The sequence below is a fragment of the Marinobacter sp. UBA2498 genome (genome assembly GCF_002341575.1).
GTDB lineage: Bacteria > Pseudomonadota > Gammaproteobacteria > Pseudomonadales > Oleiphilaceae > Marinobacter > Marinobacter manganoxydans.
Genome location: NZ_DDOI01000082.1, coordinates 1 through 24506 on the forward strand (window position 1 = coordinate 1; position 24506 = coordinate 24506).

At 56.1% G+C, this 24506-nt stretch carries 23 protein-coding genes, 1 tRNA gene and 1 pseudogene; 14 read left to right on the forward strand and 11 right to left on the reverse strand.

The window, feature by feature from the left end:
* The first annotated feature begins 67 nt into the window (after positions 1-67).
* Positions 68-1230, forward strand: a protein-coding gene (locus B2W52_RS11140) for an IS3 family transposase (protein ID WP_286803054.1) whose coding sequence is annotated in 2 segments (ribosomal slippage) — positions 68-323 and positions 323-1230 — 1164 coding nt in all. Because the reading frame shifts where the segments join, the coding sequence is not laid out codon by codon here.
* Between the two features lie 238 nt (positions 1231-1468).
* Here B2W52_RS11140 and B2W52_RS11145 read toward each other — a convergent pair.
* A tRNA-Ser gene (locus tag B2W52_RS11145) sits at positions 1469-1559 on the reverse strand.
* 351 nt (positions 1560-1910) lie between these two features.
* Here B2W52_RS11145 and B2W52_RS11150 point away from each other — a divergent pair.
* From B2W52_RS11150 to B2W52_RS11170, 5 genes are all read left to right on the forward strand, one after another.
* The gene (locus B2W52_RS11150) at positions 1911-2609 is read left to right on the forward strand and encodes a Bax inhibitor-1/YccA family protein (RefSeq protein WP_014577154.1); all 699 of its coding nucleotides are present in this window, start codon (positions 1911-1913) and stop codon (positions 2607-2609) included.
* Positions 2610-2712: 103 nt separating this feature from the next.
* Positions 2713-3117 carry a sulfurtransferase complex subunit TusD gene (tusD, locus tag B2W52_RS11155; RefSeq protein ID WP_273069904.1) on the forward strand — a complete coding sequence of 135 codons (405 nt, stop codon included), beginning with the start codon at positions 2713-2715 and terminating at the stop codon, positions 3115-3117.
* Between the two features lie 2 nt (positions 3118-3119).
* The gene (locus B2W52_RS11160) at positions 3120-3470 is read left to right on the forward strand and encodes a DsrE family protein (protein ID WP_008171676.1); all 351 of its coding nucleotides are present in this window, start codon (positions 3120-3122) and stop codon (positions 3468-3470) included.
* Between the two features lie 5 nt (positions 3471-3475).
* Positions 3476-3760 carry a sulfurtransferase complex subunit TusB gene (gene tusB, locus B2W52_RS11165; RefSeq protein ID WP_008171678.1) on the forward strand — a complete coding sequence of 95 codons (285 nt, stop codon included), beginning with the start codon at positions 3476-3478 and terminating at the stop codon, positions 3758-3760.
* A gap of 3 nt (positions 3761-3763) precedes the next feature.
* Positions 3764-4090: a TusE/DsrC/DsvC family sulfur relay protein gene (locus B2W52_RS11170; RefSeq protein ID WP_008171680.1), complete on the forward strand. Its 327-nt coding sequence runs from the start codon at positions 3764-3766 to the stop codon at positions 4088-4090.
* Here the strand turns inward: B2W52_RS11170 and B2W52_RS11175 are convergent.
* The 3 genes from B2W52_RS11175 to nfuA form a co-directional block, all read right to left on the reverse strand.
* The gene (locus B2W52_RS11175) at positions 4077-4445 is read right to left on the reverse strand and encodes a hypothetical protein (protein ID WP_273069902.1); all 369 of its coding nucleotides are present in this window, start codon (positions 4443-4445) and stop codon (positions 4077-4079) included. The genes B2W52_RS11170 and B2W52_RS11175 overlap by 14 nt on opposite strands.
* A 41-nt stretch (positions 4446-4486) precedes the next feature.
* Positions 4487-5686 carry a DUF445 domain-containing protein gene (locus tag B2W52_RS11180; RefSeq protein WP_273069900.1) on the reverse strand — a complete coding sequence of 400 codons (1200 nt, stop codon included), beginning with the start codon at positions 5684-5686 and terminating at the stop codon, positions 4487-4489.
* Between the two features lie 219 nt (positions 5687-5905).
* A complete protein-coding gene (gene nfuA, locus B2W52_RS11185) occupies positions 5906-6493 on the reverse strand; it encodes a Fe-S biogenesis protein NfuA (protein ID WP_008171684.1) in 588 nt (195 codons plus the stop codon).
* Between the two features lie 232 nt (positions 6494-6725).
* On the opposite strand from nfuA, the gene metH reads away from it, so the two are divergent.
* From metH to B2W52_RS11205, 4 genes are all read left to right on the forward strand, one after another.
* Entirely contained in the window at positions 6726-10424 is a 3699-nt protein-coding gene (gene metH, locus B2W52_RS11190; RefSeq protein WP_008171685.1) for a methionine synthase, read from the forward strand.
* A gap of 33 nt (positions 10425-10457) precedes the next feature.
* Complete coding sequence (locus tag B2W52_RS11195; protein ID WP_008171686.1) at positions 10458-10694, forward strand: DUF2970 domain-containing protein; 237 nt, start codon at positions 10458-10460, stop codon at positions 10692-10694.
* 360 nt (positions 10695-11054) lie between these two features.
* Positions 11055-12707, forward strand: coding sequence for a nitrite/sulfite reductase (locus tag B2W52_RS11200; RefSeq protein WP_273069898.1), 1653 nt, complete (start codon positions 11055-11057; stop codon positions 12705-12707).
* The gene (locus B2W52_RS11205; RefSeq protein ID WP_008171689.1) at positions 12700-13206 is read left to right on the forward strand and encodes a DUF934 domain-containing protein; all 507 of its coding nucleotides are present in this window, start codon (positions 12700-12702) and stop codon (positions 13204-13206) included. Before B2W52_RS11200 ends, B2W52_RS11205 begins: the two co-directional genes overlap by 8 nt.
* 74 nt (positions 13207-13280) lie before the next feature.
* Here B2W52_RS11205 and B2W52_RS11210 read toward each other — a convergent pair whose 3' ends face one another.
* Both B2W52_RS11210 and sohB read right to left on the reverse strand, forming a co-directional pair.
* Positions 13281-14279, reverse strand: coding sequence for a YhdH/YhfP family quinone oxidoreductase (locus B2W52_RS11210; protein ID WP_008171691.1), 999 nt, complete (start codon positions 14277-14279; stop codon positions 13281-13283).
* A gap of 23 nt (positions 14280-14302) precedes the next feature.
* Positions 14303-15364: a protease SohB gene (gene sohB, locus B2W52_RS11215; RefSeq protein WP_008171694.1), complete on the reverse strand. Its 1062-nt coding sequence runs from the start codon at positions 15362-15364 to the stop codon at positions 14303-14305.
* 231 nt (positions 15365-15595) lie between these two features.
* Between sohB and B2W52_RS11220 the strand changes: the two genes are divergently transcribed.
* Positions 15596-15910 (forward strand): SCP2 sterol-binding domain-containing protein, encoded by a 315-nt coding sequence (locus B2W52_RS11220; RefSeq protein ID WP_008171697.1) that lies wholly within the window; start codon positions 15596-15598, stop codon positions 15908-15910.
* Positions 15911-15973: 63 nt separating this feature from the next.
* Here the strand turns inward: B2W52_RS11220 and B2W52_RS11225 are convergent, their stop codons facing one another.
* From B2W52_RS11225 to B2W52_RS11245, 5 genes are all read right to left on the reverse strand, one after another.
* Positions 15974-16621, reverse strand: a complete 648-nt coding sequence (locus B2W52_RS11225) for a hypothetical protein (RefSeq protein ID WP_008171698.1) — start codon at positions 16619-16621, stop codon at positions 15974-15976.
* 4 nt (positions 16622-16625) lie between these two features.
* Positions 16626-18332: a FimL-related protein gene (locus B2W52_RS11230; protein ID WP_008171700.1), complete on the reverse strand. Its 1707-nt coding sequence runs from the start codon at positions 18330-18332 to the stop codon at positions 16626-16628.
* A 218-nt stretch (positions 18333-18550) separates the two neighbouring features.
* Positions 18551-19261 (reverse strand): DNA polymerase III subunit epsilon, encoded by a 711-nt coding sequence (gene dnaQ / locus B2W52_RS11235; protein WP_008171703.1) that lies wholly within the window; start codon positions 19259-19261, stop codon positions 18551-18553.
* A 38-nt stretch (positions 19262-19299) separates the two neighbouring features.
* Complete coding sequence (gene rnhA / locus B2W52_RS11240; protein WP_008171705.1) at positions 19300-19743, reverse strand: ribonuclease HI; 444 nt, start codon at positions 19741-19743, stop codon at positions 19300-19302.
* 28 nt (positions 19744-19771) lie between these two features.
* Positions 19772-20566 carry a class I SAM-dependent methyltransferase gene (locus tag B2W52_RS11245; protein ID WP_014577168.1) on the reverse strand — a complete coding sequence of 265 codons (795 nt, stop codon included), beginning with the start codon at positions 20564-20566 and terminating at the stop codon, positions 19772-19774.
* A gap of 96 nt (positions 20567-20662) precedes the next feature.
* Between B2W52_RS11245 and gloB the strand changes: the two genes are divergently transcribed.
* From gloB to B2W52_RS11260, 3 genes and pseudogenes are all read left to right on the forward strand, one after another.
* Complete coding sequence (gloB, locus tag B2W52_RS11250) at positions 20663-21457, forward strand: hydroxyacylglutathione hydrolase (RefSeq protein WP_008171709.1); 795 nt, start codon at positions 20663-20665, stop codon at positions 21455-21457.
* Positions 21458-21625: 168 nt separating this feature from the next.
* The gene (locus B2W52_RS11255; RefSeq protein ID WP_008171711.1) at positions 21626-23326 is read left to right on the forward strand and encodes a LysM peptidoglycan-binding domain-containing protein; all 1701 of its coding nucleotides are present in this window, start codon (positions 21626-21628) and stop codon (positions 23324-23326) included.
* A gap of 183 nt (positions 23327-23509) precedes the next feature.
* Positions 23510-24506, forward strand: a pseudogene (locus tag B2W52_RS11260) (extracellular solute-binding protein); the annotation flags it as partial.

Sequence of the window (24506 nt, forward strand, 5' to 3'; positions counted from 1 at the left end):
TGTAGTGGTTCAATGATTCCGGACACCAACGTAGGTGGTAAGATCGCCACCATAAACGAGGTGTCTGATGACCAGAAAGCGACGTTCTTTTTCTCCTGAGTTCAAACAGGAAGCAGCCAGCCTGGTGCTGGATCAAGGTTACACGATTTCGCAGGCCAGTGTGTCCCTGGGAGTCGGTGAAAGCGCTATTCGGCGCTGGGTTAACCAACTGGCCGAGGAGCGTGACGGTGTCACCCCGAAGGCTAAGGCCTTAACCCCGGAACAACGCCGGATTCAGGAGCTGGAAGCCCGCTGCAATCGCCTGGAGCGGGAGAAGGAGATATTAAAAAAGGCTACAGCTCTCTTGATGTCGGACGAGATGAATCGTACGCGCTGATAGACCGGTTGGGGGAGCAGGAGTCAATTGAACTGGTCTGTGAAGCGTTTGAAGTCAGTCGTTCCAGCTATTACGAGTACCGCCAACGGCGGCACCGTGTGGATGTAGAACGCCTGGCCCTGAAGGCTCAGGTAAACCGCCTGTTTACCAAAAGCCGCAGTTCTGCCGGCAGCCGAACAATCAAAGGCTTGCTCAGCGAGGAAGGCGTTGTCGTCGGTCGCTTCAAAGTACGACGACTGATGAGCGAGCTGGGGCTGATCTGTAAGCAACCAGCCCCTCATGCCTACAAACAGGCCACCGTTGAACGACCGGATATCCCGAACCATCTGGACCGGGAGTTTGCAGTAGAACGGCCTAACCAGGTCTGGTGTGGTGATATCACCTACATCTGGAGTGGCCAACGGTGGAGTTATCTGGCGGTTGTGCTGGACCTATATGCCCGGCGTGTTGTCGGTTGGGCGATGTCCTCCAGCCCAGATGCCGATCTGGTCGTCAGAGCTCTGGACCACGCCTGGGAACAGCGCGGTCAGCCAGAGAAAGTTATGTTCCACTCGGATCAGGGAAGTCAGTATGCCAGTCGTAAGTTCCGTCAGAGGCTCTGGCGCTATCGAATGACCCAAAGCATGAGCCGGCGTGGCAATTGCTGGGACAATGCCCCGATGGAGAGGCTGTTCCGAAGTCTGAAATCTGAGTGGGTACCGGCCCTGGGATATCGGAATCTGCCTGAGGCCAAAAAAGATGTTGGTGGCTATCTGATGGACTACTACAACCGGCAAAGACCTCATACGTTCAACGGTGGCATTCCTCCCGTTGCAGCAGAGGAAAACCTTAAAATACTGTCCGGGATTAGTTGACCACTACACTAACGCTGCGTTAGCTCACAAGCAGAGTTAGCGAGGATTTGGTGAAAGGTTTGCTCGAATTTTTATAACATGCATCTAAGGCGAGAGGGTTCTGGGGATTTTTAAGAGATGCTTGCACAAGGTGCATCCCACGAGATGCACAGGAACACATTCCAGAATTCACTAATTAATTCAAGGCAAAAAAAAAGACCCAGGAGTTACCCTAAGTCTTTGTTTTTTAACAATAAAATGGCGGTGGGCCAGGGATTCGAACCCCGGGTACGCTACTAACGTACGGCGGTTTTCAAGACCGCTGCATTAAGCCACTCTGCCAGCCCACCTTAAAATTTTGGAAAATTACGGTGAATTTCTCACTCAAACAATGTGCATCGACTACTGGCCTCAGATAAGAACCCCGGGAAGGCTACTAACCTTCGGCGGTTTTCAAGACCGCTGCATTCAGCCACTCTGCCAGCCCACCGGTTTTTCCATTCGCCGTCATTGCGACAGCGGTGAGCATGATACCGGAATTGCCTGTGCTGTCAACGCTCTGCATAAAACCCGCCGCATTTTTCAACATTAACGGTTTTTAATGGAATCCGGAAGACGGTTTCCTGTCGTAAATGATTGAAAGTTGCGTATCTGACACTATTATGGGAACCAGTATCCAGTCGTTATAAACGGAGATGACAATGGAAGACAGACGATTCGGCGTTCAGAACTCTCAGGGAGCCTATTCGACTCCCCAGACGGAGCGCGCGACCACAGGCATCAGCGATGATGCGATGAAGGTGTTGCGCAACACCTATATGCTGCTTGGCATGACACTCGCCTTTTCGGCGCTGACAGCATTCCTGAACATGAACGGAACCCACCCGGGCTTCCTGATCACCATCGTGGGATACATTGGGCTGCTGTTCGCAACCTATAAGTTGAAAAACAGCCCCTGGGGCATCGTGACTACCTTCGCCCTGACCGGGTTCATGGGATACACCCTGGGTCCGATCATTGGCGCCTTCGTAGCTGCCGGCGCTTCCTCGATTGTCGCCCAGGCGCTGACACTGACCGCAGTTGCGTTTGTTGGTCTGTCTGCCACGGCCATCATCACCAAGAAAGACTTCAGCTTCATGTCCAGCTTCCTGACCGCTGGTGCGTTTGTACTGATCGGTGCCATGCTTCTGGCCTTCCTGATGGAGAGCTCTGTTCTGCATCTGGCAGTGTCCGCCGGCTTCACGATCTTTGCTTCGATCATGATCCTGTTCGAGACCAGCCAGATCATCAAGGGTGGTGAGCGTAACTACGTCATCGCCACTGTTGGTCTGTATGTATCCATCTACAACCTGTTCGTCAGCCTGCTGCACCTGCTGTCTGCGTTCAGTGGCGAAGATTGATACCAGGCTGAATCAGCCGCTTCGAAACCCCGGCAGTTGCCGGGGTTTTTGCTTTCGGTAAACTGAAAGTCATTGTCTTGCAGACTTATAACGAACAGGAACCATGTCCGAAACCTTTACCCTGGTAATTACTGGCGCGCCCTACTCGTCTCAGGCGCCCCAGACTGCTCTCGGCTTTGCGAAGGCAGCGGTAGATGCTGGCCATCAGATTGACCGGGTGTTCCTCTACGGTGACGGGGTCCATTTGGCCTCTGCGCTCTGCGCGCCGCCGTCTGACGAAATCCACTGGCCAGACGAATGGTCCCGGTTTCTGACTCAGCACAAGATTCCCGGTGTGGCATGCATTGCCTCCGCGCTGCGTCGTGGCCTCGTCAACGAAACCGAACAGAAACGCTATGAATTGCCTTCGGCCAATCTTCGGGCCCCGTTTGAAATCGCTGGCCTCGGAGAATGGGTCGAGGGGCGAATCAAATCCACGCGCACGCTTTATTTCCACGCTGGAGACTGACCATGACCACACTGATCATGATTGACCAGCCTCCCTACGGCGCGTGGACCGGACGGGAAGCACTGGATATGGCGTTTTCGCTGGCAGCCTTCGACCAGTCGGCATCCCTGCTATTCACCGGGCCTGGCGTTAACTGGCTGAGACAGACTCAGCACGCCGGAGGCATTGAACAGAAGTCTGTGGAGAAGAATCTCGCTGCAGCACCGATATTCGGCATGGACGCGATCCTGGCTGATCGGGCTGCCTGTATTGCCTACGGCCTCGATGAGCATTCGCTGATTGAAGGCGTCACCCTGGTAGATGCTGATGCCGATCTCCTCACTGACTATGACCACACCGCATTTGCAGGTTAGCTCAGATGACTGACATCCAGACATTGCACATATTGAACAAATCCCCCGATCATCCCCGGGCCGCGCGGTGCGTTGAAATGATGTCTGCAGAAGACGGCCTTCTTCTGACCGGCAACGGCGTGCTGTTGCTGGCACGCGGGAACCTTCTGCCGGGCGCCAGCAAGGTCTTTGCGCTCATTCCGGACGTCGAGGCGCGCGGACTGGGAGATCTGAGCGGCAACGTCAGTTCTGTGGACTTTGCGGAGATGGTAACGCTTTCATTGCAGGCACAACGGGTAATCAGTTGGTAAACCATGGTCAGTAATGCAATGCCACAACGAAACAACGAAGGCTTTCTTGAAGACGCCCAGACGTGGACCGAAGGTGTCGCGACGGCCATCGCTGCCGAGGACGACGTGGATCTCACAGAAAAACACTGGGAAATCATAAAGTTTCTTAGATCTTTTTATAAAGAGCATGAAATGTCGCCACCCTCTAATCGCCTGTTTGTGAAGGCGGTCAAAGAAGCGCTCGGCGAGGATAAGGGGAACAGCATCTACCTGATGCAGCTGTTTCCCGGCACCCCTGCAAAGACCGCCTGCAGGATTGCGGGGCTGCCAAGGCCAACTAACTGTCTTTAGAGTCCTTTGAGGCAGCGCCGTCCTTCTGCCTGTTGCGTTCCAGGTCCGCTGCACTGCCAAGGAAGCTGCTCAGGCCGTGCTCAAACAGGCCAGAGCCAAATTTCAGGAACTGGCGGGTCGATTCTTTAACGGTGCCGTCAAGGGCGCTTTCTGGCAGTTCCCGGATGGTATCTGCCACACCCTTTTTTACACCGCGAGTCACCGCCGGTTCGATTTCCCGGCCGGCCTCAATCAGTTCCGCCACCCTGGCATCGAGGTATGGACGGACCACGAAACGCCAGAACCCCCAGAGAGTGACAAGCACGGCGCCAACGGTTGCAAGAATCTGGATTGTCAGTGTTAGCCAAAAAGGCATGGCCTTCCTCCTTGTACTCCCGATAACGGGATTCATTCCGGCTAGAAATTCAGATAGTTCAGGGAAACGAACTGGAGTAACCCTGCCAGGGCACCAAAAATACCGCCCACAATCATCAACTGGACCTCTTCTTCCCGGAACGCAGGGCGCAGGATGTCCTGGAATTCATCGGGTTTCAGCGCTTTCATCTGGCCGGACAGAACTTCGGCTACCACAGGTGCCCGCTCACGGTTAAAAGCCGGGTCACTGAACACGTCACGCGTAGCCAGTACCGCCTTCTGGTTCATGGCTTTCTTGAGCTCGGTGTAACCCGTCATACCAACGGTGACCTGCGCCGTCAGCTTCATGATGACAGAGTTGTCCAGTAAGGGGCGAAGGTGTTTCTGGATAATCGCACGGGTTCTGTCACCGTGGCTGCCGTTGATCATGGCGTCGGCAACCTTCTCTACAGTAATCAGTTCCTCCGCCACCAGCCTGGCCCAGACATCACTGATTTCTGGCTGCCTGCGCAAAAACAAACCCTGAACCTTCCAAAACAGGATTCGTCGGGGCTTGAGCGGCGCGAAAATCAGGTTGATGGCAATCCAGTTGGTCACGAAACCGACCACGAAGCCGCCCAGCGGCAGCAGCCAGGTCTCCGGATAGCGGGTCCATAAGGGCACAAGGAGAGCGCCAAGAATGCCTCCGATAACCGCACCTCGGTTGATCACAGACTGAAGCTCCACCGCACCGGCTTGCTGGAAAATCCGGTTCATCATGTCCGGATGTTTTTCGAGTTCGCGACTGAGCAGAGCCTTGAGGTCGACCAACTCGTCCAGATCGTCACCAAAGTCCTCCACCAGCTCCTCTACCCTGGAGGGCAGCTGTTCACGGGCCCACTGATAAATCCGGTTTCTGACAAATAACGGAAGGTTGTCCCAAAGGACCGGCTGGATTTCGTACATAACCTCATCGATGTACTCATCCATCCGCGGGGTCACCTGGGAAATCACCTGCTCAACGATGCGCTGCGGTTCAAGCTTCTGGTAGACAGCGTTGAGGTCGCCGAACTGCCGAAGCGTCCTGTCGATGCAGATATGCGCCATCTTTTCCGCTTTGCGGGGAATAACGCCCTGCCACCCTATCAGCCCCACCCCGATGAACTGCACCGGATAGAAGGACATCTGGATGGCCAGCCAGTTGGTCAGCCAACCAACAACAGCCGCCATAAGAGGCACTGACAGAAGCGCAACGTCGAACAAGTTTGACCCCGGTAGAAGAGTGTAATCCGTTTTTAGGCGGTGATAATGCCGTTAACGGACAGACAGGATAGTACCTGCCTGCAGTTGCTGTGTATGCGACAAATGATGAAGTAATTGAAATGTCACAACATTGGCCGAGCAGCCATGGCGAAAGCGGTAATGCGGCAGGCCGAATAGATGCCGCGCCCCGCAGGGCGCGGCAAACCGGGCAGGAAGGACTTACTGGTAGTAGGCGTTTTCGGTGTAGGAGTGGTCGGTCACATCACGCACTGCAGTGATTTCCGGAACCCGCTCTTTCAAGGTTGATTCCACGCCCTGCTTCAGGGTCAGGCTGACTGCCGAGCAACCCTGGCAACCGCCACCGAAACGCAGCACGGCCACGGATTCGTCGACGATCTCCACAAGGGACACCTCGCCGCCATGGGCGGCCAGATTCGGATTGATCTCGGAAGCGAGTATGTAGTTCACCCGATCCGGCAGAGGTGCGTCGTCATCAATCTTGGGCACTTTTGCGTTTGGTGCCTTGATGGTGAGCTGCCCACCCATCTGGTCCTTGGAGTAATCCACGTAGGCCTCTTCGAGGAAGGGCACGGAATTGTGGTCCAGATACAGGATGAACTTGTCCAGATCTACCTGCTCGTCCGTCGGTACTACTTCGTTAGGCGGGCAGTAGGCCAGACAGGTTTCGGCGTTTTTGGTGCCGGGCTGGGTCACGAAGATACGTACGCCCATGCCTTCCACGTCCTGTTTTTCGATAAGTTGTGCAAGATAATCCCGAGCGGGATCTGTCACAGTAACCTGAGCCATGTTTTCAACCCGTTTGAAAATTTGGATTCATTTTAAGGGAGTTCGCGGGAACATGAAAGACCAAGTAAAATAGTCGGGCTTTACGAAGGTAATGAATTTCCCGTATTGGCAGGTATTTGCAGTAGGCAATTGATAATCGTCATTCGTACTAAGACGGGCTCGGGCAATTTTGCTATGATCCAGCGCCATTGATTTTAATACCGCGTTTTTAACGACATCCGGAAGTAAACCTATGACCGATCGCACCACCCGTCTCGACCAGCTCCACAAGGCCCTGCAGGAACGCATCGTGATCCTTGATGGCGGCATGGGCACCATGATCCAGAATCTCAAGCTGGACGAGAAGGCGTTCCGTGGCGATCGGTTTGCCGACTACGAGCGGGAAGTTCAGGGCAATAATGACCTGCTGAACCTGACCCAGCCCGCCCTGCTCCGCAACATCCACGCGGACTACCTGGACGCCGGCGCAGACATTATCGAGACCAACACCTTTAACTCCACCCAGCTTTCCCAGGCGGACTATGGGCTGGAAGCGATTGCCAGGGAACTGAACGTGGCCGCAGCCGAACTGGCCCGGCAGATCGCGGATGAGTACACCGCGAAAAACCCGGAAAAGCCGCGATTTGTTGCCGGTGCCGTCGGGCCGACATCGCGGACCGCCTCCATCTCACCGGATGTCAATAACCCGGGCTACCGCAATGTCGATTTCCAGACCCTGGTCGATAACTACTACGAAGCGGTAGGAGGCCTGGTCGAAGGCGGCTGCGACCTGATCCTGATTGAAACCATTTTCGATACGCTGAACGCGAAAGCGGCGATCTACGCCACTCAGCAGTATTTTGAGGACAGCGGCATCACCCTGCCGATCATGATTTCCGGCACCATTACCGATGCCTCCGGCCGAACCCTTTCCGGTCAGACCACCGAGGCTTTCTGGAATTCGGTGGCCCACGCCAAACCCATATCCGTTGGCCTGAACTGCGCACTGGGGGCCGACGCCCTGCGACCTTATGTGGAAGAGCTGTCTGCAAAGGCGGAAACCTATGTCAGCGCCCACCCGAATGCCGGCCTTCCCAACGAGTTTGGTGAATACGATCAGACACCCGAGGAAATGGCCGAGATCATCGAAGGCTTCGCCCGTGACGGTTTTCTGAACATCATCGGTGGCTGCTGTGGCTCCCGGCCGGATCACATCGAAGCCATCGCCCAGGCGGTGTCCAAGTACCCGCCCCGGAAGATTCCCGAACGCCCGAAAGCGTTGCGTCTTTCTGGCCTTGAGCCGTTCACGGGCGACGACAATGTTCTGTTTATCAACGTGGGTGAGCGGACCAACGTCACCGGCTCCAAGCGCTTCCTGCGTCTGATCAAGGAAGAGCAATACGAAGAGGCCCTCAGCGTCGCCCGTGATCAGGTGGAAAACGGTGCCCAGATCATCGACATCAACATGGATGAGGGCATGCTGGAGTCGAAAGAGGTGATGGTCACCTTCCTGAACCTCGTCGCCTCCGAGCCGGATATCTCCCGGGTGCCGATCATGATCGACTCCTCCAAGTGGGATGTGATCGAAGCAGGATTGCGCTGCATCCAGGGCAAGGCGGTTGTGAACTCCATCAGTCTCAAGGAAGGCGAAGAGGAGTTCGTCAAGCGCGCCAGAGATTGCATGCGCTATGGCGCCGCCGTGGTGGTAATGGCCTTTGACGAACAGGGCCAGGCAGACACCTACGAGCGCAAGACCGAGATCTGCAAGCGCTCTTACGACGTGTTGACCGGCATCGGCTTCAACCCGGCGGATATCATTTTTGATCCGAACATCTTTGCCATTGCCACAGGCATCGAGGAACACAACAACTACGCGGTGGATTTCATCAACGCCACCCGCTGGATTCGGGAAAACCTGCCCCACGCCTCAATTTCCGGCGGCGTGAGCAACGTGTCCTTCTCGTTCCGCGGCAATGATGTAGTCCGTGAAGCCATCCACTCGGTGTTCCTCTACCACGCCATCAAGGCGGGGATGAACATGGGCATCGTGAACCCCGGCCAACTGGTGATCTACGATGAAATCGATCCGGAGCTCAAAGAGCTGGTGGAAGATGTTGTCCTGAACCGCCGTGATGATTCCACCGACCGGCTCCTTGAGATCGCCGAACGCTACAAAGGCAAAGGCGGCAAAACCCAGGAGGAAGACCTGGCCTGGCGTGAATGGCCGGTGGAGAAGCGCCTGGAACATGCACTGGTCAAAGGCATTACCACCTATATCGTGGACGATACCGAAGCCTGCCGCCAGAGAGCCACACATCCCATTGAGGTCATTGAAGGCCCATTGATGGATGGCATGAACGTGGTCGGAGACCTCTTCGGCGATGGCAAGATGTTCCTGCCCCAGGTGGTCAAAAGCGCCCGCGTCATGAAACAGGCTGTTGCACACCTGATTCCCTACATCGAAGCGGAGAAAACGGAAGACCAGAAAGCCAAGGGCAAGATCCTGATGGCCACGGTAAAGGGCGATGTCCATGATATCGGCAAGAACATCGTGGGAGTGGTCCTGCAATGCAACAACTATGAGGTGATTGACCTGGGTGTGATGGTGCCCTGCGACAAGATCCTCGCTGCTGCAAAAGAACACGATGTCGACCTTATTGGTCTGAGCGGTCTGATTACACCGTCTCTGGACGAAATGGTCCACGTGGCTCGCGAGATGCAACGACTCGATTTCAACATTCCGCTGATGATCGGTGGCGCAACAACTTCCAAGGCGCATACCGCGGTAAAAATCGAGCCCCAGTACAAGAACGACATCGCGCTGTACGTGTCGGACGCATCCCGCTGCGTGAACGTCGCATCCCAGCTTCTGAGCAAGAATGCGAAGCCCGAGTTTGTGGAAGCCGCCCGAACTGAATATGACGAAATCCGCGAGCGCCGCAAGAACCGGGGTGACCGCACCAAGCTGGTTTCCCTGAAGGAAGCTCGTGATCGCGCCCCCGACATCTCCTTCGAAGGCTACCAGCCTCCAAAGCCGGCTTTCACCGGCATCCGGGTGTTCGAGGAATATGACCTCAACGAGCTGGTGGACTACATCGACTGGACGCCGTTCTTCATGTCCTGGGATATTTCTGGCAAGTACCCGGCCATTTTTGATGACCCGAAGCGTGGCGAGGCTGCCCGCCACCTCTTTGACGATGCCCAGAAGATTCTGCACCGGATGATTGATGAAAAGCGGGTCTCTGCCCGTGGCGTCATCGGTTTCTGGCCAGCCAACCGCCGCGGTGACGATGTTGTGCTTTACACGGACGAATCCTGCACCGAGGAGCTGACTACTCTGCACCACCTCCGTCAGCAGGATGAAAAGGCACCGGGCAAACCCATGATGGCGCTGTCGGATTTTGTCGCGCCTGAAGGCTCCGGGACGGTGGACTACGTGGGCGGTTTCGCGGTCACCACCGGCATTGGTGCAGAAGAATTCTCGGTAGAGTTCAAAGATGCCAACGACGACTATAACGCGATTATGGTGAAGGCGTTGGCCGACCGCCTGGCAGAAGCTTTCGCCGAGCGGATGCACGAGCGGGTTCGCCAGGAGTTCTGGGGCTATGCCGCTGATGAAAAGCTGGCCAACGATGACCTGATCAAGGAAAGGTACCGCGGAATACGTCCGGCACCCGGCTACCCGGCGTGCCCGGACCACACGGAGAAGGCAACCTTGTTCAATTTGCTTGAGGCCACTGATACTGCAGGCATTGAGTTGACCGAGCACTTTGCCATGTTCCCGACCGCTGCCGTCTCCGGCTGGTACTTTGCGCATCCGGAATCCAAGTATTTTGCGGTAGGGAAAATTGGCGCTGACCAGGTTGAGGACTATGCTGAACGCAAAGGCATTTCCAAGGCCGAGGCAGAACGCTGGCTTGCGCCAAGCCTGGCGTACGATCCGGCAGAGTAAGCTTCGGGTGAAGCACAGATCAGGGGCGGATGTATGACTGAATCTTCAGAAGCGGAAAAACGGGACGAAAAAAAGCCGCGTGGACCTGGCGTATTGAAAGTCATGCAAAGCATACTCGCAGGCGCGTTCGGAGTTCAGTCCGACAAGCGCCGGGAAGAGGACTTTTCAAGCCATAGCCCCTGGCCTTACATCATTGCCGGCATTCTGTTCACAGCCAGCTTTGTTGTAGGCCTGATCGTTATTGTAAATCTGGTCCTGGCGAGCCAGTAGACTACTGGCCAGCTACCCAGACCACCGCGAAAGCCACGGCAAGAACCACCAGCAGAACTGCGGCAACGGCATCGGCCTGACTGTCAGAACGTGCGGTCTTTTTCATGTCTGTTCCTCTTTCCGAGTTTTTGTCTCGTGTTTTTCTTGTTATCACGGCAGCAGCGCACACTGCTAACGTCATCCTCCAAGTTAAGCAGTTAATTGATATTCGTCCAGTCCCTTGTTCCTTCTGCTTATCGCCTGAGTCGATAAACATATTTTGAAATAATCATTTTAAGAATAAAAACCCGCTGTTATCCTTCCCGTCAGATATAAGGCCGTCGGCCTGGATATGTCGCTTTCAAGCAGGATCTTCCCACTATGTACGTATATGATGAACACGATCGGCAAATGGCTGCCGAGAGGGTTGCCCAGTTCCGTGAGCAGACAGAAAGAGCGCTGGCCGGAGAATTGGCTGAAGACGAGTTTCTTCCCCTTCGCCTGCAGAACGGCCTGTACGTTCAGCGTCTTGCCCCCATGCTCAGGATCTGTGTTCCTTACGGCATGATGCGCTCAGACCAGCTTCGCCGGCTTGCGCGAATCACCCGGGACTACGACAAAGGCTATGCGCACTTCACCACTCGCCAAAATGTGCAGCTTAACTGGCCGGCGCTGGAAGACGTTCCCGACATTCTTGCAGAACTCGCTGAAGTGGAAATGCACGCCAACCAGACCAGCGGCAACTGCATTCGTAATACCACCACAGACCAGTTCTCCGGTGTTCAGTCGGACGAGATTGCGGATCCGCGGCCCTACTGCGAAATCATTCGCCAGTGGTCCACGTTCCATCCGGAATTTGCCTTCCTGCCGCGGAAATTCAAGGTTGCCGTAAACGCGTCCGAGCAAACCGATCGAGCCGCCATCCAGGTGCACGACATCGGGCTTCAGATGGTACGCAACGAGGCCGGCGATCTCGGTTTCCGGGTACACGTGGGCGGTGGTCTTGGCCGTACGCCCATGGTCGGGCCGGTAATTCGCGATTTCCTGCCGGAACTGGATCTGTTGACCTACCTGGAGGCCGTGCTTCGCGTCTATAACCGATACGGTCGGCGCGACAACAAGTTCAAGGCCCGGATCAAGATTCTGGTGAAGGCTCTGACCCCTGAGGGCTTTGCTGAAAAGGTGGAAGCAGAGTGGCAGCATATCAAGGAATCCCCGACCCGGCTGACGCCCGAGGCGATTCAACGTATCCAGGGCTACTTTACCGAACCGGATTACGCAGCTATCGACAATGCCACGGACCTGCTGGCCAGCCAGCGGTTTGAGAACCGGGGCTTTGACCAGTGGCTGACCCACAACGTGGACACCCACAAGAAGGCAGGCTATGCCATCGTCTCCCTGACGATGAAGAAAACCGGCACTCCTCCTGGCGATGTCAGTGACAAGCAGCTTGAACAGATTGCCGATCTGGCAGACGAGTTCAGCTTCGGTGAAATCCGGGTCACTCACCAACAGAACGTGGTGCTGGCCGATGTGCGCCAGGATCGGCTGTTTGAACTGTGGCAGGCGATTACGCCCATGGGTTTCGGTACCGCGAACCTGAACACCCTGACTGATGTTATCTGCTGCCCCGGCGGTGATTACTGCGCCCTGGCCAATGCCAAGTCCATCCCGGTGGCCGAGGCCATCCAGCGGCAGTTCGATGATCTGGATTATCTGTACGACCTGGGCAATATCGATCTGAACATTTCCGGCTGCATGAATGCCTGCGGCCACCACCACGTCGGCAACATTGGTGTTCTCGGTGTCGACAAGAAAGGCCAGGAGTTCTATCAAATCAGTCTGGGCGGGTCGTCCCATCATGATGCCTCAATCGGCAAGATTCTGGGGCCTTCCTTTGCACGGGATGAGATGCCCAAGGTGATTTCAAAGATCATTGATGTCTACGTGGACAAGCGCACGGAAGAGGAAACCTTCCTCGACACCTATCGCCGCGTAGGAATTGATCCATTCAAGGAGCGGGTTTATGCCTAACGTTATTTCTCCGGATGGCAGCATCCGCCAGGACAACTGGGTAGTGGTGCCCCGCCCCGCCGAGGGCGAATCGCTGGATATTCCGGCCGACCAGCCGGCGTTAATCCCTGCGGATCTCTGGCTGGCAGGCTATGAGCATTTTACCGGACGGCAGGAGATTGGCGTGTGGTTCGACAGCCACGACGAGCCGGAGATTCTGGACGGTCGGGTGAACGAACTGCCGGTAATTGCTGTGAATTTTCCGAAGTTCAGTGACGGGCGTGGTTACAGCATTGGCCGGCTACTGCGTGAACGTTTCGGCTACAAGAATGAGCTTCGGGCGATTGGAGACGTGTTGCTGGATCAGCTGCAGTTCATGAAGCGCTGCGGATTCGATGCTTATGTCCTTCGGGCTGACAAGGACATCAACAAAGCTGCGCGGTGCCTGAACTTCTTCAGCCAGGGCTACCAGGCCGCGACCGATACGGAGATCCCGCTGTTCCGGCGTCGGGCCTCCTAGTTATGAAGCTTTAGAGTACGAAGAGAGGGGCTTTTCCCTCTCTTCTATTCCATCTTATCGGTTGGAGTCGCTTCTTATTTAGAGTGATCCAGGACAATCTTGCCGGCTGATTCACCTTTCAAGAACGCCTTCAGCGCCCCATCCAGCTCACTGCGACCGATATCCCGGGCAGACGCTTCGGTCTTCGGACACGCCCACTCCCCGGCGAATTTCTTCCATACCGCTTCTTTCTCTGGCAGGGGAATCTCTACCGAATCGACACCCAGCAGATTCACGCCTCGCAGGATAAACGGCAGCACGGTGGTCTGAAGGCCCGGACCGGCTACGAGACCACAACAGGATACTGAGCCACCAGGCTTGATCTGCTTGAGCAGTTCGGCCAATGGGCTACCACCCACCGTATCGACAGCGTTCGCAAATGCCGGTTTAACGAGGGGTTTCTTATCCTCGGCCAGGGTTTCACGACCCACAACTTCTTTAGCCCCAAGAGCTTTGAGATCGTCTGCATGGTCGGCCTTGCCGCTTATGGCGACGACGTCGAACCCAAGTTTGGCAAGCAGTTCCACCGCAACGGTGCCAACGGCACCGGAGGCTCCTGAAACAGCGACTTTGCCCTGCTCCGGCTTGGCGCCCATAGTCAGAAGCTTCTGAACACAGAGACCGGCGGTGAGGCCGGCGGTGCCATAGATCATAGCGGTACGAGCGTTCCATCCTTCCGGCATGGGAACACACCAGGCGGCAGGTACGCGGATGTATTCGCCAAAACCGCCGTCTGTATTCATGCCCAGGTCGTACCCGGTCACGATAACCGGACTGCCGTTCGAGGGGTTGCCAGTGGCGGAATCGACGACCTCTCCTGCTGCATCAATACCCGGGGTATGGGGAAAGGAACGGGTAACGCCCTTATTGCCGGAAGCCGACAGCGCATCCTTGTAGTTGAGAGAAGAGTGGCTTACCCGTATCAGGACGTCACCATCAGGAAGGTCCGCAGTACTCAAAGATTTCTCCGCACCGACATACTCGCCGTTCTGCTCTTCAACGCGCCAGGCCTTGAATTCGGAATTGGTGGTCATCATTCTTCTCCGCTTTCGGTGGTCTACTGGAACTTCTGGTTGCGGAAGGCGCCCAGGACTTTCCAGACAGTGTGTTCAAGCGCCGAACTGGTGGCCAATCCGAGTTTTTCCGGAAGGGTCCGCTTGCGCTGATATGCCACTGAGACTACGTCTGCCCGGTCGCAGGCTTCAATGAGATATTCGTCGGAGGTCTTGATCTCGTCGATCAGTTTCACTTCGAGCGCTCGCTTGCCGAACCAGATATCTCCATTGGCAACGGCTGCAATGTCCAGGTCCGGCCGGCGTTCGCTGACATACTCTTTGAAAAGACCGTGAGTGTCTTCAAGATCTTCCAGAAATTTCTGTCGGCCTTTATCGGTGTTTTCACCAAATATAGTCATGGTGCGTTTGTGCTCTCCAGCGGTGAGCACCTCGAAGTCCACGTCGTTCTTCTTGAGGAAACGATGGAAATTCGGAAGCTGGGCAACCACACCGATCGAGCCCAGGATGGCAAAGGGCGAAGCAACGATCCTGTCTGCGACGCAGGCCATCATGTAGCCTCCACTGGCCGCCACCTTGTCAACGCAGGCGGTGAGGCGAAGACCCTTGCTACGAATCCGGTCCAGCTGGGCGGCCGCAAGGCCATAGGAATGAACCAGCCCACCACCGCTTTCGAGGCGGATAACCACTTCGTCTTTTTCCGGATCGGCAATACTCAGCACCGCAGTAATTGCCCTGCGAAGCGGATCTGTGTCGCTGGCTTTGATATCGCCGTCGAAATCCAGAACATAGACGCGACCACGACTGTCATCCTGCTCATCGGTATTCTTCGCGGCCTTGGCCGCTTTCTTCTCCGCCTTCTGAGCCTTTTTCCGGGCCTTCTGGAACACCTTTCTTTGGTGATCAGACATCAGCCGTGACTGAATCGATTCACGCAGCTTTTCGTATTTCTCGTTGAGTTTCCGGATCTTGAGTTCTCCCTCGCCCTCATGATCGCCCCGATCCTTCTGGGCCGCGGACATGATGACAGAGATCACTACCAGGGCCGCCACCACGAAAGTAACGATCTTGGCCAAAAACAAACCGTATTCTGTCAGGAACTCCAAAGTGCTTCTCCAACTCAGTGTGCGGGAACAAGAGTGTAACTTACCGAATTTATGGTGATAAGGAGAGCAAAAAAATTAAAACAAGCGTTCGATCGATCTTGACAGGGCCGACCACTCACCATAAAGTCGGATTGCGAGGTCGGCTCTACCCGGGCACCCGATCAGGCTCGTGCAGCCAGGGACATCAAGCCGTCGTGATCATGACTAGACAACCATCAAAAGGGTAAAACAATGTCTGTAGCTCAGGTATTTGAACAACTCGAACAGAATTTCAACGCAGACGCAGCTCAAGGCCTGGACCTGGTATTCCAGTTCGACATCGAGGACGACAAGACCTACCACCTCGTTATTAATGACGGCACCTGCAAAATGCACGAAGGCGCCCATGACGATCCATCCGTTACCCTGATCATGAACTCCGAAACCCTGCAGGGCATCGTTTCAGGCGAGACCGACGGCATGCAGGCATTCATGGCAGGTCAACTGCGCGCCGAAGGCGATATGATGCTGGCAACCAAATTGGGCGAACTGTTCAAGATGGGCTGATTGCCCCCCGTCAAGCACAAAAAAGCCTGCGTCTCGACGCAGGCTTTTTTTATGCCCGAGAATCTATTGATTCCAGAACTGCACGGCTTCCCTCGCCTGCTCGTTTACCGGAACAGCAACCAGACCCGAAGAGGATAGCTTTACCTCGAAAACAGCCCCATCCCGCATTGGCATGAACGTCATGCTTCCGTCCACGGCCTCCACAAACGGCAAGTTGAATTGACGGTCCCACTGCCAGAGATCAGGCCAGATGCCTTCAGCGAGGCCTATGGAAGTCCTCGGAGCCGACCTCTCCTGCTCAAGCGACGTGTAACGCCCACTCAATTGCTCGAGCCGGTAACCGGGAGCGATATCAAGCCAACGGAAGGGGCCGGTAAAACGGAGAATCCTGGCGTCAATCTGCCATTGATCGCCCTGCAGCGTTCTCACCACAGACAACCCATCCTGACTCTGAAGGGAAACCTGCCAGATCTGTTCGGCCTGTCTCTGGGTGGAGATGCTTGCCGCGGTCTGCAAGCCTACCAGTGAATGATAGCTGCTCAGATTTACCGCAATCACGAGGACATATAAACCGGCCAGAATGACACCGAAAACCGCCGTTCCTTTAATCCAGGTGAGCAACCATCGGGGGTGCCTGAAAAACAGCAGGCCCGCTATAACCATCACAGCGCCGGCAGCGGCCAGTACAATGATAGCGAGCGTGTGGGACATGGAACTACAAACCTACATCGTCCAGCGACGATTCAGCCAGTTTCAGTAGATCTACGTTGCGGTCTTCGCTTTTGCCAATACTCTCGATGTAGTACTCCAGCGAAGTCAGAGCGTCCGCCAGCGCCTCGAGCACCTGGGCGGCTGGCGCTTCCTTCGCATCCAGCAAGCGCTCCTGGATTGAAGCCGCAACCCGCTCAAGAACCCCGGCGGCTCCGGGATCATTCACCATTTGCAGGCCACCCCAGATGCTGTGCAGGGTTGCAGGCAGATTGGCAAGATGCAGTTTGTCGTAGTCGGATTCGATAAAAGCGGTGATTGCACGCTTTGCCAGGGTCAATGCCCCACGGGCTTCGTCAGCCACGACATAGAGCGCCTCACGGAGGTAGACAGACTCCTCCCGCTTGCGTTCACCACCGGCCAACGCGTCGGTTTCCGACGTGATGCCGCGGGTCACGATCTGCATGACGGCGTCTTCGATTCCCAGGACGGAATCGGCGAGTCGATACAGTTCATCATCACCGGGCAAGCGAGATTCTGCTTCCCAACCCCGAAGCTTGCTCGCCTCTTCTCTTGAAACGCCCGCCAGCTTGTTCAGGTCAAGCATCACCAAAGTGTTGGCCAGTCGTTCGAGGGCATCGGCAATCGAAGACAGCTCCGCCAGATCCGGCTCGATACCGCGTTCAATGATGTCCAGCTTGTCCTTCAACTGGTTCAGTTCATCCTGAAGGGCTTCCGAAAGGGATTTAAGGACATCACTGCCAGGACCGTACAACCTGCTCGCATGGGCTTCCAGCATGGAATCCGGAAAATCCGCCGGCGCGAGATGGTAAGCGGATAACACCTCGGTAACTTCAGGGTTAGCAGACCCGCTGCGGTACAGCAGATAGACCAGATCCCGAATCAGCGAATCCGGCGCGTCTTTACCCGTGGCAACCTTGCCCACGTACACCACTTCCCGGGCGTACTTCTCGATCCGCATGAACATGCGCTTGCGGGCCTTGTTAAAGACCATAGCGCGATCAAGCATGGTGTCCGCAACAATGCCGACAAGGCACCACATCTGCCCCATAGGTGCGCCCTGGCAAAGGCGGGCAAGTCCTCTCGAAGCGCGGCCAATCAATTTCTTGTTTACCACATCGTTCCGGTCGCGAAGAATTCCCAAAAGCGCAACCTGGAAGGTCAGGCGCATGCGACGCGCCATGACTTCGTAATCCGCCTCATTGCCTTCAAACGGCTGCAATGACAAACCGGCACAAAAATCCGGCCTCTCTTTGACATCGACATCAAAAAAACAGGATTCGGGATAGGGTTTTTCCCGGCGGGCCTCTCGGAGGTCATTGATCACGGGAAGCAACAGCTCGGGATGATCTTCCCGCTGCTGATGATAGTACTCGACATAGCGCCGAAGAATGAACAGAGCGCTATTGAGGGTAGTAAGGAGGATGTTTTTGTCGTCATTAGCGCCAACGGGAACGTCGTTGGCCATAGTTACTGCTTCCTGGCACAGCAGGGTTCCGCCCCGCAGCTCCACCAGAATAAAAATGCCCCGCAACTGGTTGATGAAATCAACACAGTTCTGGAGATCCTCACCCCTTTCGCGGTTTTCCTGAAAGCGTTCAAGGCTGGATTCTGCCTGCTTGATGGTCTGCTCTATTTCACTTTTGACCAGATCAAACGACTGCGATTTCGTCGCGAGAGACGACTGAACCATAAACGCTTCCCGTTAATGTTGCGGAGACTACCGCATCCTCTTTGGTGGTCACTGGTCCGGCTGTCGCGTACCAGGCCTTTTTGTTCTGGGCCGGCTAACCCCTTTTCCGGCCAAAGCCAGTTCGCAAAAAACTGGCGAACTTATCATTACTTATAACATAAAACTCAAGTACCTCAAGAAAGGCGGAATGTAACATTTGGTACAGCCCGACCCAGTTCTCATTCCGGGCTCTGGAGTTTACCCCACACAGTTTCGCCCGCCTGTTTTTCGAGCAGGGACATGAACTCTTCGTGGGCTTCGGCCTCTGAACTGGAGGCACGAACCACCGACAGGGGCGCTCTGTCAGCAGGCAGCCTTCGAATTCCGCCGTTACCGCCACCGTTCTCGGATCCGGCATCCAGTGACAGCGCGGTCTGGCCACCGGTAAGCAGGAGGTAAACATCGGCCAGGATCTCCGCATCCAGCAACGCGCCGTGGAGGTCACGGTTGCTGTTGTCCACACCGTAGCGCTTGCAGAGCGCATCAAGGTTGTTCTTCTGCCCCGGGTGACGGGCCCTTGCGATAGCGAGCGAGTCCACGATTCCGCAGTGGTCCGCGGTTTTCCGTACCGGCTTGAGACGGGCGAATTCCGAGTCCATGAAGCCGACGTCGAACGCAGCGTTATGGATAACCAGCTCGGCGCCCTTGATGAACTCGAAGAACTCATCGGCGATTTCCGCGAAACGGGGTTTGTCGGCAAGGAACTCGTTGGTGATGCCGTGAACAGTGATCGCCTCAGCCTCTACTTCCCGGTCCGGGTTGATATAGACATGGTAGTTGCGGCCGGTGAGCTGGCGCTCCATCAATTCAACACAACCGATCTCGATGATCCGGTGACCTTCTGCCGGGTCGATACCCGTGGTTTCTGTATCCAGTACGATCTGTCTCATTGCCTGTACCTGGTTAACTGTATTTATGCGCTCTGAATCTATGCGCCGGAAAGCTCGTCGACACCGCGATTGGCCAGTTCATCCGCCAGTTCATTGTCAGGAACACCAGAGTGCCCTTTTACCCAGTGCCAGTTAATCTGGTGCCGGGCCACTTCGGCATCCAGCTCGCGCCAGAGATCTTCGTTCTTCACGGGCTTTTTCGCGGAGGTCTTCCAGCCGTTCCGCTTCCAGCCTGCCATCCATTCCGTAATGCCTTTGCGCACGTACTGCGAATCCGTAAACAGCTCCACCTCGCACGGGCGCTTCAGGGCCTCCAGACCACGGATGGCTGCCATTAATTCCATGCGGTTGTTCGTGGTATTCGCCTCCCCGCCGTGCAGGGTCTTTCGATTGTCGCCATAGCGCAAAACCACGCCCCAGCCGCCGGGCCCGGGGTTGCCTTTGCAGGCGCCATCCGTATAGAGGGTTACCTTGCCGGCCATTCAGCCTCCTGATTTAATTTTCGGTGATTCACTTCGGTCTGTTAATCGGCGAGCCACTGCGGCTGCAACCTCGGGAGGCGCCAACGGTACCGGTGCCCGGCAGGGCAATCACCTTGCTTTGGCGCCAGACGGGGCGCCTTGGCAACCGGGCGTGGACGCGTTTTTTGGCAAGGATACAGTAATAGGCGCCTACTGGCAGGAGTCGATTTCCGGACAAACGGTTGTCAATCCGGCTCGTCGGCTTGCGACCACTGCGCTGCAGTGGTGGCCTGAAAAACCGGGTAATCGACGCTTCGACATTAAAGCCCAGCAAGTGCAGCCAGTCTTCCATGCGTCCGCGCAAGAGGAAGCGACCGCCCCACGGGCCCTCGCTGCTCCTGGAGATCAGTTTGCGCGCGCCCCAGAGGCTCAGAGGGTTAAAACCAAACAGCGCCATCGTGCCCTCTCCCCGGAGCACGCGCGCCGCCTCGCGAATCACCTGGTGAGGGTAAGGAGAGAAATCGGCCGTGTGATGCAGCACGACAAGATCCATCGAGTCACCGGGAAAGGCCAGCTCGTCGGCATCGCAGATGGCGACTCCATCCGGAATATGGGGATACCATCTTGGCGCTGTCATGATCTTCTGGGAAAAATCCGTGCCGGTAGCCAATGGCAGCCGATGGCTGATCCCCACCTGCAACTGCCTGGCGCCTGTCAGACGCTGTAGCTCGGCGTCGACAAAGCGTCTCTGGTCGGCCAACAGTGCCCGACCAAGCGGGGTCTGGAACCAGCGCTCAAAGCTCTCATGTCTGGCGGAATAATCAACTGCCTCGGATTCACTCACCAATGCGCCACTCCAGGAAGCCCTTTCCCATGGTTGGGGCCTTGTATTTAATGCTCTATCATATCAGTCACATTCGATAAGCACATGTGGGGCCCTATGCTGACCATTTCCGCCATACCCGCCTTCAGTGACAACTATATCTGGTGCCTTTCCGACACCGCCAGCGACAAGGCGCTGATCGTGGACCCGGGCCAGGCCCAACCGGTCCTGGACCATCTGGCCGAGAACGGACTGACCCTGGATACCATTCTGGTGACCCACCATCATCCGGACCATGTCGGCGGTGTCAAAGAATTGCTCTCCCGTTTTCCGGATTGCAGGGTAACGGGCCCCGCGGATTCGCCCTACAAAGGCAGTACCAACCTGGTTCATCCCGGTGACGAGGTGATCTGGGAAGATATCACCTTCCAGGTCCTGGGCGTTCCCGGCCATACTCTCGATCATATTGCCTACTTCACCGACGTCGAGGTAAATGGTCGGCCGGTTCTCTTCTGTGGCGATACCCTTTTTGTCTGTGGATGCGGACGTCTGTTCGAGGGCTCACCGGAGCAGATGCGTCAGTCTCTTCAGACCCTCCGGGCGCTGCCTGGCAAGACCGCCGTTTACTGCGCCCACGAGTACACCCTCGCGAACCTGCGCTTTGCCCGCAGCTGGTTGCCGGAAGACGAAGGTCTCCGGACGTTCGAGCAGGAGTGTCAGGCCGCCCGCGATGCAGGAGAACCGACGGTTCCTTCAATCCTCGAGAACGAGAAACGGCTCAATCCGTTTCTGCGGTGGGATGATCCGGCGGTAGTGGACTCCGCCCGGGCCTATTGCTCAAGCCGCGGCCTGCCCGCCGATTCCGATAACGCTATTTTTGCGGCCATTCGCCACGGCAAGGATAATTTCTGACGCCTGGTGATACGCACTTAACAAATCCTCTCAGAGCCGTAACGAGAGGTTTCTTGACCCCTTTTTAATCGGTCCCATAGAATCATTTCAAAATTGTGACCGTAAATTGTTCAATATGCCGGAGTTTCAGATGCTGAATCCGGCCTCAACCTGAACCCGGATGCTGTTATGTCGGCCAGACGATTGTCGTTTTTGTTTTTCGCCGGAGCCCTCGCAAGTGGCTGCACCAGCCTGATCAGCCAGGGAGAGCAAAGCCCGCTGAACACACAGGAAGTCACGGTCGCCGCGGGCGATGAAGGGCTCAAGAAAGCTGTCGAGACCGGAGAAAACCGTGACGCTGCCCGCGACGAGCCGCTGGACGAAGCTATTGCTCCGGAATTGAAGGATGCTGCCAGGGATGCCCGGGAGAAGCTCGACAATCCGGTTCAGAAAACCGCTGAGGCGGAGGCAGTTGAGCAAGATCTGTGGGCAAGACTGCGCTCAGGATTTGTTCTGGATCACGATATCGACAATGAACGGGTTCGGGACCAGTTGAACTGGTATGCCCGACATCCCGGCTACATTGACCGGGTTGTGGAACGCGGCAGTCGCTACCTTCACTATATCGTCAACGAGACCGAAAAGCGGGGCTTGCCTGCCGAATATGCTCTGCTCCCCGTTGTTGAAAGCGCGTTCGATCCGTTTGCGTACTCCCATGGGCGCGCGGCCGGTCTCTGGCAATTCATTCCCTCCACGGGCAAATACTTTGGCCTGACACAGAGCTGGTGGCACGATGACCGTCGTGACGTCATCGCCGCAACCGACGCTGCCCTGACCTATCTCGAGCGCCTCGCAAACCGGTTTGATGGCGACCACACGCTCGCCCTTGCCGCCTACAACAGCGGCGGCGGCACGGTTTCCAGCGCCATGCGCCGCAACCGGAACGCCAACAAGCCGACAGACTTCTGGTCTCTTCACCTGCCCCGGGAGACCAGACACTACGTCCCCAAACTGATTGCTCTGGCGAAAATATTCGACAATCCCGAGGCCTATGGCATCGAACTGCCATCGCTGAAAGACGAACCCTACTTCGAAGTTGTTGATACCGGCTCCCAGCTCGACCTTGCCCAGGCGGCAGAACTGGCCGGAGTAGATGTCGACGAGATCTACCTCCTGAACCCCTCCTACAACCGCTGGGCAACTTCGCCGGATGGACCTCACCGGTTGCTCGTTCCGGTTGGGAATGCGGAGACGTTCCGTGCCGCCCTGGCTGAAATTCCAGCCAATCAACGGGTGTCCTGGCGCAACTACGAAGTCAAATCCGGAGACAGTCTCAATTCGATCTCCCGCAAGTTCTCCACAACGCCGTCAGTGCTGCAGCAGGTCAACAATCTGGACAGCGACCTGATACGAATTGGCCAGCGCCTGATGATTCCCTTTGCTTCCAAGGGCAGCGATGCTTACGCCCTGAGCGCCTCCCAGCGCCTTGAGCGCAAACAGGAGCGTAAGCGGGACGGTAACAAGGTTCGTTACACGGTGCGCAAGGGCGACACCTTCTGGGACATTGCCCGCGAGCACCGGGTGTCCGTACGTGAAGTTGCTGCCTGGAACGGTATGGCGCCGGGCGATCCGCTGATACCCGGCAAGGAACTGGTCATCTGGTCCAAAACCAGTCAGCCGACGGTTGTGGCAGCCAACAGTGGCCGTGGCAAGGCTATGGTTCGGAAAGTAGGCTACCGGGTGCGCAAAGGCGACTCCCTTGCCCGGATTGCCAGCAGGTTTTCCGTGAATGTGCGGGACATCGCAAGCTGGAACGATCTGAATACCGCCCGTTATCTGCAACCCGGGCAAAGTCTGGTACTCTACGTTGATATCCGAAACAGTCCCTGACGTGCGAGACTTATGACAAGAACACGGAAAGCCTCATCCCTTACGTCGTTTTTATCAGCCCTGGCACTTATTGCCACACCGCTTATCTCACCCTTTTCCGTCGCCGACGAGGCAATGCCAGCCCATGGCATTGCCATGCACGGGGACACCAAATACCCCGCCGGGTTCAGCCACTTCGATTACGTGAATCCGGAAGCCCCGAAAGGCGGCACCCTGAAAATGGCGGTTGTTGCCAACGGCTTCGACTCATTCAATCCTTTTGATATCCGGGGTGTTGCCGCCGCGGGCATCAGCAACTATCTGTATGACACACTCCTTGAGTCGTCTGACGATGAGCCCTTTTCGGCCTACGGCCTGATTGCCGAATCCCTGGAGACACCCGAAGACCGGAGCTATGTGGTTTTCAATATCCGTGAACAGGCGCGGTTCCACGATGGCGAAGCCATTACCGCTGAGGATGTGAAATTCTCCTTCGACACGCTTACTACCCAGGGGCACCCCTTCTTCCGGAACTACTACGCTGACGTCGAAACAGTCACGATAGAAAGCCCTCAGCGAGTACGTTTTGACTTCAAGGAAACCAGCAATCGGGAGCTGCCGCTGATCCTCGGCCAGATGCCCATTTTGCCCCAACACTACTGGGCCGATCGCGAATTTGGCAAGAATGGCCTCAACCCGCCGTTGGGCAGTGGCCCCTACCGGATTGGTGACTTCGAAGCAGGCCGGTCGATTACTTACGAACGGGTTGACGATTACTGGGCACAGGATCTTGGCGTCCGGAATGGCCGCTTCAACTTCGATCAGATCACCTACGACTACTACACCGATGACACCGTGGCGCTGGAGGCGTTCAAGGCCGGCAGTTTCGATTTCCGGTTGGAGTCTTCTGCCAAGAACTGGGCCACAGCCTACACCGGGGAGCGTTTCGAAAACGGCACGATCATCAAGGAAGCCATCGAGCATCACCGGCCTTCAGGCATGCAGGGTTTTGCCTTCAACACCCGCAGAAAGGTGTTTTCCGACCCGCTGGTTCGTGAAGCGCTGGCCTATGGTTTCGACTTCCAGTGGGCCAACAAGAACCTCTTCTTCGACCAGTACACCCGTACTGACAGCTACTTTGAAAACAGCGATCTCGCTTCCTCGGGTCTCCCCACCGGCCGTGAACTGGAAATACTCGAAC

Bases quoted from the DNA above. Each gene is read 5' to 3' on its own strand.
- dnaQ (WP_008171703.1), bottom strand. From the start codon at position 19,261: ATGAGACAGATCGTACTGGATACAGAAACCACGGGTATCGACCCGGCA.
- B2W52_RS11255 (WP_008171711.1), top strand. From the start codon at position 21,626: ATGTCGGCCAGACGATTGTCGTTTTTGTTTTTCGCCGGAGCCCTCGCA.
- B2W52_RS11175 (WP_273069902.1), bottom strand. From the start codon at position 4,445: ATGCCTTTTTGGCTAACACTGACAATCCAGATTCTTGCAACCGTTGGC.
- tusB (WP_008171678.1), top strand. From the start codon at position 3,476: ATGACTGACATCCAGACATTGCACATATTGAACAAATCCCCCGATCAT.
- rnhA (WP_008171705.1), bottom strand. From the start codon at position 19,743: ATGGCCGGCAAGGTAACCCTCTATACGGATGGCGCCTGCAAAGGCAAC.
- B2W52_RS11225 (WP_008171698.1), bottom strand. From the start codon at position 16,621: ATGTCCCACACGCTCGCTATCATTGTACTGGCCGCTGCCGGCGCTGTG.
- gloB (WP_008171709.1), top strand. From the start codon at position 20,663: ATGCTGACCATTTCCGCCATACCCGCCTTCAGTGACAACTATATCTGG.
- B2W52_RS11205 (WP_008171689.1), top strand. From the start codon at position 12,700: ATGCCTAACGTTATTTCTCCGGATGGCAGCATCCGCCAGGACAACTGG.
- B2W52_RS11195 (WP_008171686.1), top strand. From the start codon at position 10,458: ATGACTGAATCTTCAGAAGCGGAAAAACGGGACGAAAAAAAGCCGCGT.
- nfuA (WP_008171684.1), bottom strand. From the start codon at position 6,493: ATGGCTCAGGTTACTGTGACAGATCCCGCTCGGGATTATCTTGCACAA.
- B2W52_RS11170 (WP_008171680.1), top strand. From the start codon at position 3,764: ATGGTCAGTAATGCAATGCCACAACGAAACAACGAAGGCTTTCTTGAA.
- B2W52_RS11230 (WP_008171700.1), bottom strand. From the start codon at position 18,332: ATGGTTCAGTCGTCTCTCGCGACGAAATCGCAGTCGTTTGATCTGGTC.
- B2W52_RS11210 (WP_008171691.1), bottom strand. From the start codon at position 14,279: ATGACCACCAATTCCGAATTCAAGGCCTGGCGCGTTGAAGAGCAGAAC.
- B2W52_RS11150 (WP_014577154.1), top strand. From the start codon at position 1,911: ATGGAAGACAGACGATTCGGCGTTCAGAACTCTCAGGGAGCCTATTCG.
- tusD (WP_273069904.1), top strand. From the start codon at position 2,713: ATGTCCGAAACCTTTACCCTGGTAATTACTGGCGCGCCCTACTCGTCT.
- B2W52_RS11220 (WP_008171697.1), top strand. From the start codon at position 15,596: ATGTCTGTAGCTCAGGTATTTGAACAACTCGAACAGAATTTCAACGCA.
- B2W52_RS11160 (WP_008171676.1), top strand. From the start codon at position 3,120: ATGACCACACTGATCATGATTGACCAGCCTCCCTACGGCGCGTGGACC.
- B2W52_RS11200 (WP_273069898.1), top strand. From the start codon at position 11,055: ATGTACGTATATGATGAACACGATCGGCAAATGGCTGCCGAGAGGGTT.
- metH (WP_008171685.1), top strand. From the start codon at position 6,726: ATGACCGATCGCACCACCCGTCTCGACCAGCTCCACAAGGCCCTGCAG.